We start from the raw sequence: 19,916 nt of genomic DNA on the forward strand, positions 1-19,916 counted from the left end.
GTTCGTTAGCCTAAAAACGGGGAGAACTTCTCCCTTGTTTGCCGCCGATTTCTTCGACAAAAAACTGGCGGAATTGCGGCCAAGAGCCGTATCCCACCAGTTTCACTTGCTAGTCTCTATTTTACTTGTGATTATCAGCTATTCCGGCTACGGCGACCTTCTATGGTTAGCCCTCTGGTGTCGGAACCGTCTTGACCTGTAGCGCGTGGCTGAACGTCAATTGATCATCAACCACATCAATGGTAATCAGGCTGTTAACGGGGATGTTACCCGCAATCAACTGCCGAGCCAACGGCGTCTCCACGTGTGTCGTGATAAACCGTTGCAGTGGCCGTGCCCCATAAGCCGGTAGGTATCCCTTTTGGGCAATCCAGGCCTGTGCAGCCGGCGTAATGGTCAGGTCAAGTTGCTGCTCGTGCAGACGCGTTGCCAGGTGCGCAATCAATTTGACCACGATCTGTTGCACATCGGCTAACGTCAGCGGCGTGAACATGATCGTGTCGTCAATCCGGTTCAAGAATTCCGGCCGGAAGTGAGCCTGCAAGAGCTTGGCCACCTGTTCTTGGGCCGACTGTGAAATATGCCCCTGGTCATCCGTTCCTTGAAGTAGCAGCTCGGACCCCAAGTTCGATGTCATGATTAAGATCGTATTCTTGAAGTCAATGGTCCGTCCCTGACTGTCCGTCAGTCGACCATCGTCTAAGACCTGCAGCAACAGATTAAAGACATCCGGATGGGCCTTTTCCACCTCATCAAAGAGCACAATGGTATACGGATTCCGCCGAACCGCTTCGGTCAGCTGGCCACCTTCTTCGTAACCCACGTAGCCGGGAGCGGCACCGACAAGTCGAGAAACGGAAGCCTTTTCCATGTACTCACTCATGTCAATCCGTACCATGTGATCCTCGCTATCGAAGAGGTTTTCAGCCAGCGCCTTCGCTAATTCGGTCTTCCCGACCCCGGTTGGTCCTAGGAACAGGAAGGAACCGAGTGGCTTGGTCGGATCTTGTAAACCCGCACGTGACCGTAAGACCGCATCGGCGACCGCCGACACGGCTTGATCCTGGCCCACGACCCGGTCGTGTAAACGATCAGCCAGTTTCAAGAGTTTTTCACGTTCACCTTGAACCAGTTTTGTGACGGGAATCCCGGTCATTCGGCTTACCACGTTGGCGATTTCATTCTCGGTAACGGACTCAGAAACCAGCCAATCCTGCTGCTGATCCTGCTTTTCTAGATCGGCCAACTCTTGTTCCAAGCGAGGAATGGTCCCGTGTTGCAGCTCGGCGGCCTTGTTCAGGTCGTACTGGGATTCGGCATTTTCCAAGTCTCGCTTGGCCTTGTCCAGTTCCAGCTTCTTGGCCCCCACGCTCTTGATTGCCGACTTTTCCTGGTTCCACCGGGCACTTAACTTGTCGACCTTTTCCTTGGTATCGGCTAACTCCTTGGTCAACTCCTTGAGACGCGCCTTTGAAGCGTCATCCGTTTCCTGCTTCAGCGCCGTCTGTTCCACCTGCATCCGCATCATTTGCCGTCTGGCCTGATCCAGCTCGGTCGGTGCCGAGTTCATTTCGACCCGGATAGAGGCCGAGGCGTCATCCACTAGGTCAATCGCCTTATCAGGCAAGAACCGGTCGGTCAGGTAACGGTCGGATAATTTGGCCGCCGCAATCAAGGCGTTGTCATGAATCTTAACGCCGTGATGGATCTCAAACCGTTCCCGTAAGCCCCGTAGAATCGTCACCGTATCGTCAATGCTGGGTTCGTTGACCACCACGCGTTGGAACCGCCGCGCCAACGCCTTGTCTTGCTCCAAATACTTGCGGTATTCATCCAACGTGGTGGCCCCAATCAAGTGAAGTTCACCCCGGGCCAGCATGGGCTTCAACAGGTTACCGGCATCCATGCTGCCTTCACTCTTGCCTGCGCCCACAATATTGTGGATTTCGTCAATGAACATAATAATTTGACCATCACTCTTGGTCACTTCCTTGAGCACAGCCTTAAGACGTTCCTCGAACTCGCCCCGATATTTAGCACCGGCAATTAACGACCCCATATCTAGTGAGAAGATCGTCTTGTCCTTCAAATTGTCAGGAACATCCCCCCGCACAATCCGCTGGGCTAAACCTTCAACGATGGCGGTCTTCCCGACACCGGCCTCACCAATCAAAACCGGATTATTCTTGGTCTTACGCGACAGGATACGAATGACCGAGAGAATCTCGTCGTCCCGCCCAATAATCGGATCGATCTTGCCACTGCGCATGGCCTTGACCAGATCGATCCCGTACTTCTCAAGGGCCTTGTATTGGTCCTCTTGATTCTTGGATGTGACCCGTTCGCCGCTGCGAATCTTATCAACGGCATTACGCACCATTTGCTCTGTAATGCCCTGGCTCTTCAGATAATCCGTCAGGCTCTCACCATTCAGCTGCATGAGGGCGATCATCACCGTGTCAATGGCCAAAAAGTCATCGTGATACTTGTCCTTAATCGCATCGGCCTTCTGCAGGAGATCCGTCAGGTTACGAGAAAATTCCTGACCGTATTGCACACCGCTCCCGGAAACGGTACTAATACTGTCCAGTTCCCGGTCAAGTTCACCATCCATAGCGGCAATATCAACCCCGGCATCGGACAGAATTTCCCGGCCGAGTTCACCCGGTTGAATCAAATATTTAAAGAGATGGGCCACGGTCACAGCCTGATGCTTCCGGGTCATCGCAATTCGTTGCGCTTCACCTAGTGCAGAGGTTAAAGCTTCCGTCATTTTTTCTGGATTCATATGGAGTCCTCCTTGATTTCATTTTTTGAAAGTTATGGGCTTAGTCAAATCAGTTTTCGTCATATCGCCTGAATTTGCCGTTCGCTGCATCATTCCTATGGGTTTAACCCTGGCTCATAAGTCGAGCCAGCTGACACAACACTTGCAAAACTCAGGGGTCAAAAAAGAGGCAACCCTTAGGTTAACCTCCATTTTTCACTCATATTCTAACTGATTTTGACCAAAATTCAAAATAATTTGACCAATTTTGACTAATTAATTTAAGCCTGTTGTTCGGCAAGTTCCGCAATCTTAATGACCACGTCAGTTGCTTGTTCCATGGTTTGTTCGGAGACGTATTCGAACCGACCGTGCATGTTCTCGCCACCGGCAAACAGGTTAGGCGTTGGTAAGCCCAAGTAAGAGATCTTGGACCCATCAGTCCCCCCACGTACAGGGAAGATCAGTGGCTTGATGTTCAATTCTTCCAAGGCTTCCTTGGCTAAATCAACCACCGTCATGTCCTTTTCGATAACTTCACGCATGTTGTAGTACTGATCCTTGATGGTAACTTGAACGCGGTCGCTACCGTATTCCTTGTTCAATTGATCGGCGACCCCTTGGAAGAGCTTCTTCCGGTCTTCGAAAATCTGCCGGTCATGATCTCGGATGATGTAGCTCAGGTGAGCACTGTCAACCGTCCCGTTCATACTGTAAAGGTGGAAGAAGCCTTCGCGCCCTTCGGTATGTTCTGGCCGGTCATGTTCTGGCAAAGCGGCGTGGAAGTCCATGGCCACTTGCGAAGCGTTGACCATCACGTCCTTAGCTTCGGCCGGGTGCACGTTGGTCCCCGTGATTTCAACCTGTGCATCGGCGGCGTTAAAGGTTTCATATTCCAATTGACCTAAGGGGCCACCATCGACCGTGTAGGCAATATCGGCACCAAAGTCTTTAACATCAAAGTGGTCGGCACCCGTCCCAATTTCTTCGTCGGGGCCCAGGCCAATTTCAATTTCACCATGCTTGATTTCAGGATGAGCCAACAGGTATTCGGCGGCTGCCATGATTTCAGCAACCCCGGACTTGTCATCGGCACCCAACAAGGTACTGCCGTCCGTGGTAATCAGCGTGTGGCCCTGATAGTTCTTCAGGTTAGGGAATACGGCTGGGTCCAGCGTGTACTTGCCCGCTTCATCCAACTTAATGACAGACTTGCCGTCATAGTTTTCCACGAATTGGGGGTTAATGTTTTCGCTGTTGAAGTCGGCGGTATCAAAGTGAGAGATAAAGCCGAGCTTCTTAACTTGCTTGTCCGTATTGGCTGGTAAGGTCGCAAACACATAAGCGCATTGCTTATTGATGTGAACATTGTCCAGGCCGATTTCCTTAAGGTCCTTCACCAAGCCCTCGGCGAATTCTGTCAGCCGTGGGGTTGACGGAATCGTACCAGAGTTTGGATCGGAACGCGTGTTGATCTTGACGTACTTCAAGAACCGGGGAATCAGGTTTTCATACTTTGCCAAAATAAATCACTCCTCAATTGAATTAACTACATTTTTAGTGTACCCGTTTTCATGGCTAAATAAAAGTGAATGGGTCGGTATTTAACCGTGAAGCCACTACCGTGATCGGCCACTCATTTTCCGTGGCCCACTGGGTGAAGAGCGCCTGCAAATGGGGCTTACAGATGCTTTCGATATGGTGACCCGGATCGACTACGTTTAGCCCAGCCGCAATCATGTCATGTCCGGGATGATACGAGATATCACCCGTCACATACACGTCGGCACCCTTGGCCAAAGCCGTCTGATAAAAGGGCCCGCCGCTACCGCCTAAGACGGCAACCCGTTTCACGGGCGCGTCCGGGGTATGACTGACCAATCGCAACCCCTTCACCTTGAAGATCCGCTTGCAATCCTCAGCAAACTGCCGCACCGTCGTTGATGTTGCCAGATTGCCGATCCGCCCCATGGTAATGTTAGGCGTCGCCGTGACCCCGTTACTGGGGACCAAACCCTCGACATCTTGCAAATTCAACGCCGCGGCCAACCAGTCATTCATCCCACCGGGGGCACTGTCCAGGTTGGTATGCGCGCCGTAGACCGTGATGCCGTGCTGCAAGAGCGTAGCATACATCTGATTTTGTGGCACCGCCAGATCTAAGTTCTTCGCCGGGTGAAACATCATGGGATGGTGAGCAAAGATAAAGTCGGCTCCCACCGCAATGGCTTCATCCACTACCTCGGGGCGAACATCCAACGTCACTAGCACCTTGTGAACATCAGCATCTAAACTCCCTAACTGGAGACCCACCGGATCACCAGGCTCCGCCCACGTCTTCGGGGCAAACTGTTCGAAGCGTTCAACTAACTCACGCACCAACACGTTGCAAGACCTCCTCAATTTCTTTGATTTCCGTTTCAAGAGCCGCTACCTTGGTTGCAGGAACTGCCTTGGCGGATTGAACCTGAGCCAAAACCTGTTGGGTCCGCGCCAGTTCCCGTTGCCATTTGGCAATAAAGATGGCGTTGTGTTCTGCTAATAGATAAGGGCCAAACCGCAATTCCTCTTCATTAAGTTGCTGAGGAGTCGCTGATCGGTCTGCTACTAGAATTTCATAGTCGTGACCATCCTCAGTCACAATTTTCTCCGCAATCAGTTGGAAGCCGTGGGTCATTAAGAACTGACGAACGTTCTTTTCTCCCACGTTGGGTTGCAATACGAGCCGTTGCACACCCGTTAGTCGGTCAAAGTCTTGTGTCAGGATCTGGGCAATCAGCGTACCGCCCATCCCCGCAATCACGACCGTGTCAATGTGGTCGCTCGCCTCGATGGCACGCAGGCCGTTAGCCAACCGTGCCGTAATCCGGTCATCCAGGCCCTCCTTCTTGATTTCATGTTGGGCATTTTCAAACGGGCCCTTAACGACCTCACCCGCGACCCCGCCAACGATCTTCCCACGTTTCGCAAGGTTAACTGGCAAATAGGCGTGATCGGTTCCAATATCCGCTAATCGACTTCCAGTTGGGACGTAATCAGCAACGGTGGCCAAGCGCACCGATAAATGGTCTGCATCCATTCAATAATCTTCCTTTCCAAATTCCTAATTAGTCTAAGTATAAGCTAGTCCACGTCGCTTGAATAGCCGTACTTTCGATAAAATAACCAGTTGTTAAGAACCTTGCCAGCTTCTTGAAAAAGATGAGACTAATTTCTTGAAAATTTCGTTAGTACTAGTAGAGAGGAAATTTTCAGCAGTTTACTTTTTAAGTGCCGGCCATCCCTATCCTCAGTCCCCTCATTCCGACACAAAAGCACGTCTCACCAACAACTGATGGGACGTGCTCTAATAAAACTGCGTTCAATTATTATTTCTTTTGTCGACGAGAAGGCGTGCTTTCACGTTCCTCATCCGCCTCATTTTGGGCCCGTGCCATTTTAGAATACGGGTACGGGTAGGTAATCTTCATGACGGCTGGCATCACGATTGGCAATAGGATGACCAGCAGGATAATCCCGATGATCACGGCTAAGGCAATCTGAATCAGCGTCATGACCCCTGACGGAATCAACGCGGCAAATGTCCCACTGAGGATAACCCCAGCAGAGAGCACGACCGTCCCAATCACGGTTGCGGCTCGTAACATCTTCTCACTCGTTGCACCTGGCTCGTGTAAGAACTCACGGTACTTACGCATCAGGAAGATCGAGTAGTCGACCCCAAGTGAGATCAGCATGACAAACGTGAAGAATGGTGTGTTCCATGTCAACATGTCCGTCCCCAACAGTGGGTCCACCAACCAGTGAACGATGGTCAATGCGCCAGAGTAGGCAACGACCAAAATCCCTTCGATCACGATTGGCTGAACCAATGAACGGGTGACGACCATCAAGGCAACGAAGATCCCGGCCAACATGATGATGACCGTTCGGGTAAAGTCACTGGAAGCCATATCGTTGATGTCGTTGGTCTGTGACGTGTTCCCGCCAAAGGCAACCTCGGCATTCTTCAGTGTCGTTCCGGCCAAGGCACCGTTAACCACCTTTTCGAGCTTCGGCAGGCGTGCCATGGCAGCCGCTGAACTCGGATCATCGTCCAGGACAACCGTCAGCTTGGTAATCTTTCGGTCCGGTGACATGTAAGTCTTCAACGCCGGCTTAAACGAACTGCCGTGCAACTGCTTGCTTGGGATGTAGAACGTTTCCGCCGCTGCGGACTTCTGCAAGCCCTTCAGGTACGTGTTCGCCGTGCCGACACCAGTTGACACTTGCGTGAGACCAGTGCTGGCAGAAGTTAAGCCCTTCCGCAATGCCGTCAGCTGTTTACTCATGGCAGCCAATTTTTCAGCCATGGTTTGGTTACCGGCTGCAACCTGATTGGCACCTGAAACCAAGGCTGGCATCTGACTGTTCATGCTAAACATCGCCCCAGACAGCTTGCCGGTAGCAGCCGCTAACTGGGTTGACTGACTCCCGGCTTGTTGCAAGGCCAGAGTGGCCCCCGGGATGACTTGCCCGGAATTCCGTGCCAATTCGGCCACGGCTGACTGCAATTGACTGGTTGACCCTTGGAGCGTCTGCAGTTGGCTAGCTACCGTCTGATCGGCGGCACCGATCGACGTGGCGTCACTTCCGATTTGCTTCAATGAGGTGCTCAGCGTTGCTTTCAACGCACTCTGAGCCGCACTTTGCTGTTGAAGGATTCCGGCTAAGACCTGCTTTTGAGCGGCCGACAATGGCACACCCTGCTGGCTAAACGCGCCGGCAACCGAACTCGCACTCATACTTGGTAAGTTACTCGTTGCGTTCTCTAATTTGGCCAGTTGTGACGCGATATCTTGTGTGCTGGTCTTAATGGTGGTTAAAGAACTTGTCACGCCGCTGGTACTGGTCGAATTTGCGGAAACCTGCGTATTCAACTGCTGAATTGCCGCATTCAGTTGTGGTAAAGCGGCTTCCAATTGGGCCAACTGCGCGGCTTGTTTGCCACCAGAAGACGAAGAAACTTGACTGTTCAATTGATTTACACCAGTTGAAACTTGTGCGATCCCGCTTTGAAGTCGTTGTGTCCCGGAGCTAACTTTCTTAGCCCCCGTCGCCAATTCATTCGCATCCTTAACGGCACCACTGACGTTTTGTTTGCTGAGTGAGCTATTTGCTGATTGTAACCCTTTGTTAACCTTGTTAACCCCTTGTTGGGCCTTAACCAAGCCGGTCGTGACGTCACTCATTTGGTTCCGGACGTAAAGCTTCTTGATGGCCTTCCCACCTGGTTGTGTGGCGGAAGCAACCGTCTTGACACCCTCGGTCTGTTGTAATTGCTTGGTTAAACGGTCAACGACCAGTAACGTCTTTTCGTTGTCCATCTTATCCTTGCTTTGAATGTAAATCGTCGTTGGTTCAGCGGTTCCCTTGGAGAAATGCTGTTGAACGACCTTGAACCCTTGCTTGGCTGGCACGTTATCGCCAATTTCCACCAAGTTATCGTAATTTAACGCCCCGTGAGACGTCAGCGCCAACGGAATAAAGACGATTCCGGTCAGAATCAAGGTGATAACTGGCCGAATCATGGCGTGCTTGGCCATGCCGTGCCAGAGGCGACTGTCGCCTTCGCCTTGGAACTTCTTAATCGGCCAAAACATGTGCGGACCAAAGACGGCCATAAAGAAGGGGTTCAGTGTCAGGAGAACGGCCAGCAAGACCACAACCCCAACGGCAATTCCGACCGCCGAACGGTACAGGGAGAAGTTGGCAAAGCCTAACACACTCATCCCAATGAGAACAGACAGACCGGAATACAGCACGGTTCGGCCACCAACCTTAGTGGCTTCCTTGGTCGCGGTGTACCTGTCCTTGCCACTCGCTAGCCGCTCTCGGAACTCGTTATACAAAAGAATGTTGTAGTCGGTCCCAATCCCGAACAGCACGATGACGATAAAGACTTCCGTAAAGTTAGAGAACGGGAAGTTGAACCGGTCGACCAGGTTGGCCACCACGGAAATGGACGTGATGACGGACACGGCCACCGTTAGCAGTGAGAATAACGGTGTGACTGGCGAACGGAAGACGAGCCATAGGACCAAGAAAATGAAGATGGCCGCAATAATTTCCGTCTTTTGCACCCCAGCCTGCGTGGCATCGGAGAAGTCTTGGTTTAAGACATCCGCCCCGGTCACGTAAGTCTTCACACCACTAGTTTTGGCTAATTTCGTGACTTGATCACGAATCTCCGTCACCGAATGGCTGGAAGACTTGTGAACATTCAGCTGTAGTAACTGTGTACTCTTGTCCTTTGAAATCAACTGCGAAGCGGCCGTAGAGCTATCGCTAGCCGCCGTAATCGCGCGAATTTCATATTGGTTCTTATGATCTTTGATGCGATTGATGGTCTGATCAATTTGGGAATTCTGAGCACTGGTTAACTTAGAATTACCATTGTTGAAAACCACCACCACCGCCGTTGTTCCCCGTTGCGAGCGGCCCCACTTATCTTGCATGGTCGTTGCCCGGGAACTTTGGTAACTGCTGGGAACCGTAATCTGGCCCTTGTCCGCCACCAATTTACTCATGTTAGGAATCGTTACGATGGCCAAGATCACGATAATCAGCCATCCGATAACGTTCCAGATGTAATGCTTATTCATCCAGCGCACGGTGAAACCTCCTCGACAATTTTAATGATGCTTGAAGCTTGTTTTTTATTTCAAACGACTGACTCGACTGTTGTCACAGTTATTGGGTGCTCTGTCTAACACTTAATTCCGTTCAGTCGTCACTATTCTGCTGTTTTACGCGTTAGCCACTTCGTCCAATCCAGTTGGAGGGATTGATTTCCCGTGGTCGGTAACACGTCACCAATGGCCAGTGTGGCCAGTTCTTGTCGAAAACGGTCTTCCGCTTGGGAAAAAATTCCCAAAACGTTTGCGACTGGTCGGGTGTCCTTGAAGTCTTCCAATTCATAAGTTTTTATGAAAGCTTCCTTCTGATCTAGTCCAAAAACCTTCGATGCCAGCCCCGTATTGTGCACAAATGGTGTGGTTCCCTCAATGGCATTGAAAATATCCAAGAGGGTTATTTTCAACGGATCTTTAGTTAAAACAATGCCACCATCGCGACCAGAAACGGTCTTCACGATGCCGCCAGCCGCTAATTTTTGAACAATCTTTTTCAAATAACTTGTTGAAATATCCAATCGTTCTGCTACCAGATGACTATGTAGCGGGACTTTTAGATCTTGAATTCCTAAAAGCGCAACGATGCAGAAGGCCTGCTCTAAACTTGGTTTGGTCTTCACGATGCACCCCCTTTCCCTTAGTCTCTCTTAAGTTTTAAACGAGATACATTATATCCCCTTTAAGCAGTTTTTCAAGACTTTTATGGCAATAAAATAGGGTTAATCGAACGTTTTCATCATGTAAACGATACCATCTACCCGATGCAACTATACTATAAACGACGTAATATAGAAACTACTTTTATTCACAAGTTTTACGGTTAAACTTGAATCGAACGCATCTAACCGGCAGTTTACGCAATTCTCATTCGTGAGGTTGCTTTCTCACGATTACCTGCTCTGTTACTATGATGTTTTCACATTTTCGAGATTGTCTGAAAACGTCACCCGTTTAAAACTTTTTTGCGGTTTATTCGCGTGTGCAGCCTCATTATTGGTGTTTGTTTTCAATCCATCATCTCTCAATAGCATCTACAGGCACTATCCATTTTCACAAATCAGCTCCTACGACACCGTCCACATGAACACGCATTAACCCCCTTCCATTCAAAAAGGGTCCCCCAAGACCACAGTCCTACCGACTGCGGTCTCGAGAGACCCTTTCCTCAAGTCAATTTAATTATTCCAAGAAATCCTTCAACTGCTTGCTCCGTGATGGATGGCGCAGCTTCCGTAAGGCCTTGGCTTCGATCTGACGAATCCGTTCACGGGTAACCCCGAAGACCTTGCCGACTTCTTCCAAAGTCCGCGTCCGGCCATCGTCCAGCCCAAACCGTAACCGCAAGACGTTTTCTTCCCGATCAGTCAGCGTGTCCAGGACACTTTCCAACTGTTCCTTCAGTAATTCGTAAGCGGCGTGATCGGCAGGACTCGTGGCGTCTTGGTCTTCGATGAAGTCCCCTAAATGAGAGTCATCCTCTTCACCAATTGGCGTTTCCAAAGAAACGGGTTCTTGCGCAATCTTCAAGATTTCGCGAACCTTTTCCGTTGGCATATCCATTTCGGCCCCAATTTCTTCAGGCGTTGGTTCCCGCCCTAAGTCTTGGAGAAGTTGCCGTTGAATCCGGATCAACTTGTTAATGGTTTCAACCATGTGCACGGGAATCCGAATGGTCCGTGCTTGGTCAGCAATCGCCCGTGTAATCGCCTGACGAATCCACCAAGTGGCGTACGTGGAGAACTTGAACCCTTTCCGGTAGTCGAACTTTTCGACGGCCTTCATCAGCCCCATGTTCCCTTCTTGAATCAGATCCAGGAATTGCATCCCCCGACCCACGTAACGCTTAGCGATGGAAACCACCAACCGTAAGTTGGCTTCGGCCAATTCTTGCTTGGCTTCTTCTTCACCGTTTTCAATCCGTAAGGCTAAGGCCACTTCTTGGTCCGCCGTTAACAGGTTGACCCGACCAATTTCCTTCAGGTACATCCGCACGGGATCATTGATCTTAACCCCGGTGGTGGTACCAGCGTCCTTTAATTCCTTCTTTGAAACGGCCTTTTGGGCTTTAACGGCCCGTGGGTCTGGCTCACCCTTAGCATCAACCACACTGATCCCAGCATCTGAAATGGTTTCAAGTAACTTGTCCATCTGCTTAGCATCCAGCGTGTATGGTGTTGCGACCTTATCAGCTAGGTCATCGTAAGTGATGCTCCCAACCTTCTTGTTATCTTTAATCAAAGCGCGCACCGTTTTGTTGTATGCTTTTTGATCAAACATTGGTTGATCCGTGGTCTTTTTTGCCATTAAAATACCCCCTAGATTAAACTTGCTTGTTCGCCTGACGCTGTCGTTCCAACTGGACAATCTCAACAACGAGTTGTCGCTGTCGGTCGGCATCGCCTAATCGCGAGGCTTCCGTCAGTTGATTTTTCTTCTGTCGGAGCTGCGCCTCGACCGGCGCCTCATCCATAATTACCGCTAAATAATCATCGATCTCTCGCGGGGTGACCGCCGCGGACATATTTGTTGTCGTTTCGAGATCAATGACCAGCTGTTGCAGGCGGTCTTCTTGAATGAAGTCCGTGAACTGCGCGGTTTGATACACTTGATGATTCTGAAAATAACCCTGGGCCAAGGTGTAAATAATCTGATAATCGTCATGCACAAAGCTGAAGTCGGCAACGCCGGTCAGCTTTGCCCACACGTTGCGATCGTGTAAGCAGCGGTAAAGCAAGTTGCGCTCCGCCCGTTCCAATCGATTCAGTGGACGTCGCTGTTGATGCACGGTCACTGGTGGTTCATTGGTTGGTGCCGGCATTGGCGCCGTGGGACGTTGCCGCTCCTGTTGCGCCGCCGAATCACGCTGCACTTGCTTGAGCTGCGCCGTCAGCGCCGACTTGTCAATCTGAAATTCAGTGGCAAGTTGACCGAGGTACATATCCAACTCGACGGGCTCCTTGACCTGAGCCAACAGTGGCAGTACTTGATTGACGTACGCCAGCCGCTCACTATCGGTCTCTAGCGCCCGATTGCGACGCAAGAAACGCATCTGAAACTGTAGCGGCGGCTCCTTAGCTGAGACCAGCATCTGGCGAAACGCCTCATCACCGTGTGCTTTTCGATACTCATCTGGGTCTTGTCCCTCGGGGAGCTGAATCACACTGAGCTGCAAATGACTATGCTGCCCCAACAAACGTAACGCGCGATCAATGGCCCGTTGTCCGGGTTCATCCCCATCATAACAGACATTGAGCTTGTCCGTGGTGCGCTCGACGGCGTAAATTTGCTCGGTGGTCAGGCTAGTTCCCATGGACGCAATCCCATTCTTAACCCCCGCTTGGGTGGCAGAGATCACATCCATATACCCTTCAAACAGCGTCACCTCACCAGCCTGACGAATTGCTGGCCGGGCCAAATCGAAGTTGAATAACAGCTTACTCTTATTAAATAATGTGGTTTCAGGGCTGTTTAAATACTTCGGTTGGTCGTCAGCCTTTTTCAGCAATCGTCCGGAGAATGCGGCGACATGGCCACTGGCATTCCGTAGCGGAAACATCACCCGTTCCGTGAACCGGTCACGTAGCTCACCCTGTGCGTTCTCAATGAACAACCCAGACTGCCGTAACAGCTGATAATCGCTCTGACGTTGATCAAAGAAGGGTTTGAGCAACCGCTGTCCTGGCGCAAAGCCTAACTGATAGGTTTCGATCGTCTCATCGGTTAATCCCCGATCATGCAGATAATCCAAAGCCGGCTGACCCATCTCGGTGTTGACTAAGATGTGATGGTACAGCTTAGCGGCCTGCTCATGCAATGCCAGCAGCTGCCCCGTCTTAGAATCTACTGCCGGGCCAGCCGCATCCTGGCGATACTCGCTGTCAAGATCGACATGACTAAAGTCCGCAACCTTAACCACTGCCTCGGGAAAGGTGACGTGCTCCAGTTCCATCAAGAACTTAAACACGTTGCCACCGCGTCCACAGCTGAAACAGTGAAAAATCTGCTTGTCTTCCGACACGGAAAACGAAGGCGTCCGCTCTTCATGGAAGGGACATAAACCAAATAAATTCTTACCGGATTTCTTCAGTTGCACGTACTGGCCGACAACGTCCGCAATGTTTGTGGCCGTCCGAACCGTTTCAATCACGTCTTCGGGTATCTTCGCCAACCAATCACTCCCTTACGTGTTCCTGTTTACTCACCATAGCCTTGAAAAGTCGCACCCCGGAAACCCGAAAAGTGCGACTCTTTAATTAGAAATCGTGCGCAAAAATACACTATATATGATACCACCTATGGGGGCGTTGTCAACTTTTATAGCTCACCGGCATGTTCACCATCAAATCTACACTTTTCAAAGCGAAGATGGAAGTTAAACGCCTCCCTAATTCCCCCGACCGGCAACAATCGCGGCCACCCCACCTAGGATCAAAACAACTCTCCCCAATTTTATCAGCGTTCTCTGAATTAACGGGTAATCTTCACGCCAAGGAACGTTCCGCGGAATATTGATCCCATCCGGTGGTAAATAACCAATAAAGATGGCCACTCCCATGCAAATCAGGCCGGTCCTGCCAGCTGGCGTATTCAGGCCAGTGACCGTCACCGCGCGCGGTAGAAGCAGCAACAAAGCTGAATAGAATAGGAAGATGAAGCTTAAATCATGGCTCAAGTCCGCTGCACCGGGCCACGCAACCATTTTGATTTGGGACGTTAGCATCACCAAACTGACGGCCAATGCTGAAAAAATGGTCAACTCACTGAATGAGCGAACTGGCTGGATAGTCCACCACGTTATGGCTTTCAACTGAAACCACCAACTCGCGCCAATACATCCCCAGCTTACCACTTGGTAACCTAACGTGACTCCCGTAAAATTTGGCAATAGCATCCATCCCACCCACTTTCATGGTTATGATGGCAGATTAGCCAATATTCAGCTACTATTTCGCTCCGGTATTCTCAAAGCCGTTGCCAAACTCGGTCTCTGGCCACATCCCTACAAAAAAACCGGCCCCAATTACGGAGCCGGTTCTCAACACACTAAATTTATTTAACAATTAATTGATCCAAATCACCTAAGCCTAAGGCCAGGTTGGCTAACTTACTCAATTCAGTCAACCGGTTATTCCGGACAGCATCGTTCTTGTCCATGACCATCGTCGCCTCGAAGTAAGCGGCAATCGTTGGCTGGATATCAGCCAGCGCTGCGTAGAGGTCATTTAAGCCCTTATCGGCAGCCGTGGCTACTTCCGCAACGCCTTGATCCAAGGCACCTTCGCTGTCATTTTCAAACAGCTTAGGATCAACCGTGGCATCTGCCAATTCGGCTGGTGCCTTTTGTGCCAAACGAATGACCCGCGTCAAGGATTCAATCACGGCCTTGAAGTTGGCATCGTCAGCGTGGCTAGCCAAGATATCGGCAGCCGTGAAGATCCGCAAGACGTCACTGCTACTACCGTTAGTCACGGCGTCAATGATATCGTGACGTTGCTTAGCGGAACGCAAAATCTTCCGAATCCGGTCCTTGACGAAGTCAACGACGGCTTGAATCTGGCTGTTTTGATCCAGATCTGGTGCCACGTTGGCAGTAGATTCAGCGGCGATGAAGTCGCTAGCTAATTCAGCAACTGGTAAGGCCCAGTTCTGATCCTTAGCGATCCGGACGATCCCCGTTGCCTGACGCCGCAAAGCGTAAGGGTCGTTGGAACCGCTAGGAATCATCCCCGCAGCGAAGAAGGTCAGGATGCTATCGAACTTGTCAGCCAAGGCCAAAACAGCGCCAGGAACGGATTCTGGCAAAGCACCATCAGCCGAGATAGGTTCGTAGTGTTCGCGAATCGCTTGAGCAACGGCTGGATCTTCGCCGCCAAGTAAGGCGTACTTTTCACCCATGACCCCTTGCAGTTCGGCAAATTCGCCGACCATTCCGGTAACCAGGTCAAACTTGTAGATTTCACTGGCCCGCAGTGCAGCCTTGGTTTGGGCATCGTTTAAGTTCAGGTGCTTAGCTAAGACCGTGACGATTGCCTTAACGCGATCCATCTTTTCAGCCATCGTGCTGATCTTATCATGGAAGCTAACGGTCTTTAACCGCTCAACGTAATCGGTAATCGTCTTCTTTTGGTCTTCCGTGTAGAAGAACATGGCATCTTCCAGGCGCGCCGTCAGAACCTTTTCGTTTCCGGCAACCACGTTCTGCAAGTCATGATCCGTTCCGTTCCGTACGGAGATGAAGACGGGCAACAGCTTGCCAGAAGCATCTCGGGCGTAGAAGAACCGTTGGTGATCCCGCATTGACGTGATGAGAACTTCATCGGGGATAGTCAGGTACTTGTCGTCAAAGCTACCGGCAAAGGCAGTTGGCCATTCGACCAGGTTGTTCACTTCTTCCAACAAACCGGCATCAATGTCGACCGTCCAGTCGTTATCAGCAGCCAACTTGTTGATTTGCTTCTTAATCAAAGCCTTACGCTTGTCAGCGTCAGCAATGACAAATTGGCTCGTCAAACTCTCTTCGTAATCGGCAGCCGTGGCCAGGTCAATCTCTTTACCCAAGAAACGGTGACCGCGGGTGCTCCGACCAGTCGTCACATCCAGAATCGTGAATGGAATGACCTGGTCATCTAATAAGGCCACCATCCAGCGAATTGGCCGAATGTATTGGAAATGATGGGTGCTCCACTTCATCATGGTTGGGAACGTCATGGCCATGATAATGTCACGCAACCCAGCCAAAACAGTGGCCACGGGTTCGCCGGCAATGAACTTGTCAACGAAGACGTATTCCGTCCCCTTAATTTCCTTAAACGTAATGTCATCGGGTGTCAGGCCTTGACCACGGGTAAACCCGATAGCGGCCTTCGTCCAGTTACCATCAGTGTCTTGGGCGATCTTCTTAGCGGGACCTTTGACGGTTTCGCTGATATCTTCTTGCTTATCTGCCAAGCCACTGATTAGGATAGCCAAACGACGGGGCGTCGAGAATGGCTTAATTTCGGCGTAGTCCACGCGTTGTTCCTTCAAGTAGTCCACTGTCCGCTTAACCAGTTGCTTAATGGCTGGCGTTACCACGTGGGCAGGCATTTCTTCCAAACCAATTTCAAGTAAAAATGTGTGTGCCATTATTTGGCCTCCTCATCAGCTAATAATTTTCCCCGTAACTTCTCGTCCTTAACCAACGGGAAGCCACGCTTCTTCCGTTCGGAGACGAAGGCCCGTGCCACGGCGCGTGCCATGTTCCGAATCCGAGAAAGGTAGCCGGCACGTTCCGTAACAGAAACGGCACCGCGCGCATCCAGCAGGTTAAAGGTGTGGCTACACTTCAAGATGTAGTCGTAAGCTGGGTGGACCAAGCCGTTAGCGATTTGCTTCTTGGCTTCGGCTTCGTATTCGTCGAAGTGCCGCAGCAACATGTCTTGGTCGCTTTCTTCAAAACTGTACTTGGAGTGTTCGTATTCTGGTTCCTTGAAGATGTCACCATACTTCACGCCATCGGCCCATTCGAGGTCAAAGACGGAGTTGACGTCTTGAACGTAAGAAGCTAACCGTTCCAAACCATAGGTAACTTCGGAGGTTACGGGATCAACTTCCATTCCCCCAACGACTTGGAAGTAAGTGAACTGGGTGATTTCCATCCCGTCCAACCAGACTTCCCAACCAACACCGGCACAACCCATGGATGGGTTCTCCCAGTTATCTTCAACGAAACGGATATCGTGTTCCAAAGGATCGATGCCCAATTCACGCAAACTGTTCAGGTAAAGTTCTTGAATGTTGTCGGGTGAAGGCTTCATGATCACTTGGAATTGGTGATGTTGGTATAACCGGTTAGGGTTTTCCCCGTAACGACCATCGGCTGGCCGGCGGGAAGGTTCAACGTAAGCGGCGTTCCAAGGTTCTGGACCGATTGCCCGTAAGAACGTGTAGGGACTCATGGTACCGGCCCCTTTTTCAGTATCGTAAGCTTGCATCAGCATGCAACCTTGTGCAGACCAATACTGTTGTAACTTTAAAATGATTGCTTGCATGGACAGTTTTTCTGTCATGGGTGCAGTTCCTCCTTGTGTGGTTGCCAGTTGACGGACCGCCAGCTGGTTGACCGATTAAACAAATAAGCGCGCAAAAAATCCCTACGAGAATTCACCGAGGCAAATTCACGTAGGGACGAATTTTAATTTCGCGGTTCCACCCTACTTCTAGTCAATGACTAGCAGCTTACTTGGAAACGACTCCGAATGTGCCAACTCACACCATACTGGATTCGGCTTCCACTATCCCGAACTCGCTAAACCAATGATGGTATGACTCTCATTCATCATAATCGACTTATTTAACTGTGTTTTATCATAGCCGTCTGGGGCGGGGATGTCAATGTGTTTCGTACATTTACTGCATGACTTTACACATATTTTACTGGGTCTTTTCCTGCTCACGATGGCGCTCCAAATCAAGGTATTCCCGAATATACTTGAATGGAAATGGCACCACCGTATATTGCTTAAATCGAACAAAGTTAACCTGTAATAGAGATTCAAATGCTTGGAAAATGGTTTGGATATCCGTTCTAGGCTGCGAACTATCCAAAGCCTCGATTTGTTTGAGAGGAATGGCCCGTGCCTGTTTTTTCTTAATCAACTGATGATTGCCCACAAAATAATAGTATCGTCCCTGTAATTCTAGCAAACCCATTCCGTATAGGCCCGCCCAATAAGCATCAAATCGCCGTTGACGGATTGGAATATGCAGCCAAACGCCTGTGTCTTTGAAAAATTGATTATTATACTCGCGCATAATGCCGGCCTTCCATCGGGGTTTGAGCGCCTGCTTGACCTGCTGAACCGTCATGGTTGTCTGATCAAGGTTTTTTAACTTTTGAATGAGCTGTTCTTGCCCCGATTTATCGGTTAGCATGGTTTGCGCGCTATTGATGAGATCACGACGTAAAACTCTGTTTTCTCCTTCACCTGCGACCAAGTGGGCTTTTAACTTAGGCATATCGGGTACGGTAATCAAATCCGTCCCGTAAATGGTAAAAAGGGTTTCCCGACGCTGAATGGCGCCCACCAAGTCGCTGCGTCTATGTTTCGCTGATTCCCAGATTTGGCGAGCCGTCTTTAGTAGCTCGGTATTGGCCGCTTCAGACTCTCTAAAAATGGCCTTCTCAAAGGCTAACTTTCCAGCAGCAGAGATCGTTAATCGGGTAACCTGAAGACACGGTTCCTCCTTCTTGTCAGCCAAATTATCCAGCAATAAATATTGAAACTGTGAAGCAGCGGATATCTCGGCCTCAGAGGGAATCTGTAACTGCGCTGTCATAACCTCGCGCTTAATCACCAGTTGATATAACATCATTTGAAACGACTTGTCAGCCAATAGATCATCTTGTTTATCGTTCAACATAAGTTGCGAAAAATTAGTCAGGGTCAGATGCTGAATGACCCGCTCATCAGAACCGCAAATGTAGTGACGGTCATCTATATCCGCGACAACTTGAATATTCAGGCCATCTACGGGCTGCAAGCCTGCAGTGCTGCTTATTTTAAGTTCCTTTAATTTGGCACTCTTGTCAGCCTTTTCTTGTAGAAAACGGGTCATTTTGAGGATATCAGGTTGTTCAGAACTGGCAACGAAGTGAAGCTGATTCTCACGCAACACTTGCCATACCTGATCAGCCGAGGACAGCTTAGGTCGCTGATAATGAATGAGTGGTACCTCACACGGTGTTGGCAGTATTTTGAAGTACTCAGAGAACTGCTCACTTAACCCCATAATCAAGTCGTTCATCATGCCAATTTTTGTTTTTTCAAATTGATCAAGCTCTTCCACTGACAGGAAGGGGGTCAAATGGCGGTGATTTTTGACGCCACCCGTTTTAAATAGCGGCTGCCCATTGCTTTTGGGTAACCATTTAAGACAACTGCCGACTAATCCAAAGCCCCGTTTTTCAAGTGTCTTCTTGAACGTCTTAGTATGCAGCTGCAAGACATGATTTTTGATGTCAACTTTAACGGCCACTTGGAAGTTACCTTTCGCTGACCATTTTGGAACCAGATACAGGTCGCTGGTTGCGCAGTTATTTTTATAACCACCATCAACGTCTACCTGTCCTTGTTTCATCTGTTTGATGAGCAACATCAGTAACATGTCCGTAGTAATCCCCGCTGTAATGGCCTGATCAAAGGTTAAAACTGTTTGTTTAAGTTCCTTGAATGCAAGCAATGGCGTGGCATTTTTAGGCAATGAAGCCAAATAGCGAAAACTGATTTTGTCGTCTGCTAAAATCTGCTTTCCCAAGTTTTTAATCGCCAAAACTGTGTTCTGTTCAGACCACGGCGCGATCTTTTCCGGATGCATTGTTTCCACAATTACTAGCCGGATACGCTGGTTGAACCCCACCTTATCGAATTCGTAATCTAAATCTAAAGGTTGAAAGTTAAATTGTACAGTAAAGGCCCGGGAAACCGGGCCTTTAC

The 19,916-nt window shown here is 49.9% G+C and carries 12 protein-coding genes and 1 pseudogene; all 13 read right to left on the reverse strand.

Annotation, left to right across the window (positions count from 1 at the left end):
- Window positions 1–166: 166 nt before the first annotated feature.
- Window positions 167–2,788 carry an ATP-dependent chaperone ClpB gene (gene clpB, locus FD28_RS03445; protein WP_057732617.1) on the reverse strand — a complete coding sequence of 874 codons (2,622 nt, stop codon included), beginning with the start codon at window positions 2,786–2,788 and terminating at the stop codon, window positions 167–169.
- Window positions 2,789–3,048: 260 nt separating this feature from the next.
- A complete protein-coding gene (gene pepT, locus FD28_RS03450; RefSeq protein WP_057732619.1) occupies window positions 3,049–4,290 on the reverse strand; it encodes a peptidase T in 1,242 nt (413 codons plus the stop codon).
- 55 nt (window positions 4,291–4,345) lie between these two features.
- Window positions 4,346–5,152 (reverse strand): Nif3-like dinuclear metal center hexameric protein, encoded by an 807-nt coding sequence (locus tag FD28_RS03455; protein WP_057732622.1) that lies wholly within the window; start codon window positions 5,150–5,152, stop codon window positions 4,346–4,348.
- The gene (locus FD28_RS03460) at window positions 5,139–5,846 is read right to left on the reverse strand and encodes a tRNA (adenine(22)-N(1))-methyltransferase (protein WP_057732623.1); all 708 of its coding nucleotides are present in this window, start codon (window positions 5,844–5,846) and stop codon (window positions 5,139–5,141) included. The genes FD28_RS03455 and FD28_RS03460 overlap by 14 nt, the downstream gene beginning before the upstream one ends.
- Before the next feature lie 289 nt (window positions 5,847–6,135).
- Window positions 6,136–9,411 carry an MMPL family transporter gene (locus FD28_RS03465; RefSeq protein WP_235806842.1) on the reverse strand — a complete coding sequence of 1,092 codons (3,276 nt, stop codon included), beginning with the start codon at window positions 9,409–9,411 and terminating at the stop codon, window positions 6,136–6,138.
- A 131-nt stretch (window positions 9,412–9,542) separates the two neighbouring features.
- Window positions 9,543–10,061 (reverse strand): RrF2 family transcriptional regulator, encoded by a 519-nt coding sequence (locus tag FD28_RS03470; protein ID WP_057732627.1) that lies wholly within the window; start codon window positions 10,059–10,061, stop codon window positions 9,543–9,545.
- A gap of 559 nt (window positions 10,062–10,620) precedes the next feature.
- Window positions 10,621–11,751 carry an RNA polymerase sigma factor RpoD gene (rpoD, locus tag FD28_RS03475; RefSeq protein WP_420806188.1) on the reverse strand — a complete coding sequence of 377 codons (1,131 nt, stop codon included), beginning with the start codon at window positions 11,749–11,751 and terminating at the stop codon, window positions 10,621–10,623.
- A 10-nt stretch (window positions 11,752–11,761) separates the two neighbouring features.
- The gene (gene dnaG, locus FD28_RS03480; RefSeq protein ID WP_057732630.1) at window positions 11,762–13,609 is read right to left on the reverse strand and encodes a DNA primase; all 1,848 of its coding nucleotides are present in this window, start codon (window positions 13,607–13,609) and stop codon (window positions 11,762–11,764) included.
- A 216-nt stretch (window positions 13,610–13,825) separates the two neighbouring features.
- Window positions 13,826–14,161 (reverse strand): hypothetical protein, encoded by a 336-nt coding sequence (locus tag FD28_RS03485; protein WP_157059829.1) that lies wholly within the window; start codon window positions 14,159–14,161, stop codon window positions 13,826–13,828.
- Between the two features lie 37 nt (window positions 14,162–14,198).
- A complete protein-coding gene (locus FD28_RS13195) occupies window positions 14,199–14,351 on the reverse strand; it encodes a hypothetical protein (protein ID WP_157059830.1) in 153 nt (50 codons plus the stop codon).
- Between the two features lie 139 nt (window positions 14,352–14,490).
- A complete protein-coding gene (gene glyS, locus FD28_RS03490) occupies window positions 14,491–16,566 on the reverse strand; it encodes a glycine--tRNA ligase subunit beta (RefSeq protein WP_057732635.1) in 2,076 nt (691 codons plus the stop codon).
- Entirely contained in the window at window positions 16,566–17,489 is a 924-nt protein-coding gene (glyQ, locus tag FD28_RS03495) for a glycine--tRNA ligase subunit alpha (protein ID WP_057732637.1), read from the reverse strand. Before glyQ ends, glyS begins: the two co-directional genes overlap by 1 nt.
- Before the next feature lie 364 nt (window positions 17,490–17,853).
- Window positions 17,854–19,916: pseudogene (locus FD28_RS13305) on the reverse strand (hypothetical protein); the annotation flags it as partial.

It is taken from the genome of Levilactobacillus hammesii DSM 16381 (assembly GCF_001434395.1).
Classification (GTDB): domain Bacteria; phylum Bacillota; class Bacilli; order Lactobacillales; family Lactobacillaceae; genus Levilactobacillus; species Levilactobacillus hammesii.

Coding starts and splice junctions, on each gene's coding strand:
- FD28_RS03465 (WP_235806842.1), bottom strand. CDS start 9,411: ATGAATAAGCATTACATCTGGAACGTTATCGGATGGCTGATTATCGTG.
- glyS (WP_057732635.1), bottom strand. CDS start 16,566: ATGGCACACACATTTTTACTTGAAATTGGTTTGGAAGAAATGCCTGCC.
- FD28_RS13195 (WP_157059830.1), bottom strand. CDS start 14,351: ATGAAAGTGGGTGGGATGGATGCTATTGCCAAATTTTACGGGAGTCAC.
- FD28_RS03485 (WP_157059829.1), bottom strand. CDS start 14,161: ATGCTAACGTCCCAAATCAAAATGGTTGCGTGGCCCGGTGCAGCGGAC.
- glyQ (WP_057732637.1), bottom strand. CDS start 17,489: ATGACAGAAAAACTGTCCATGCAAGCAATCATTTTAAAGTTACAACAG.
- clpB (WP_057732617.1), bottom strand. CDS start 2,788: ATGAATCCAGAAAAAATGACGGAAGCTTTAACCTCTGCACTAGGTGAA.
- FD28_RS03460 (WP_057732623.1), bottom strand. CDS start 5,846: ATGGATGCAGACCATTTATCGGTGCGCTTGGCCACCGTTGCTGATTAC.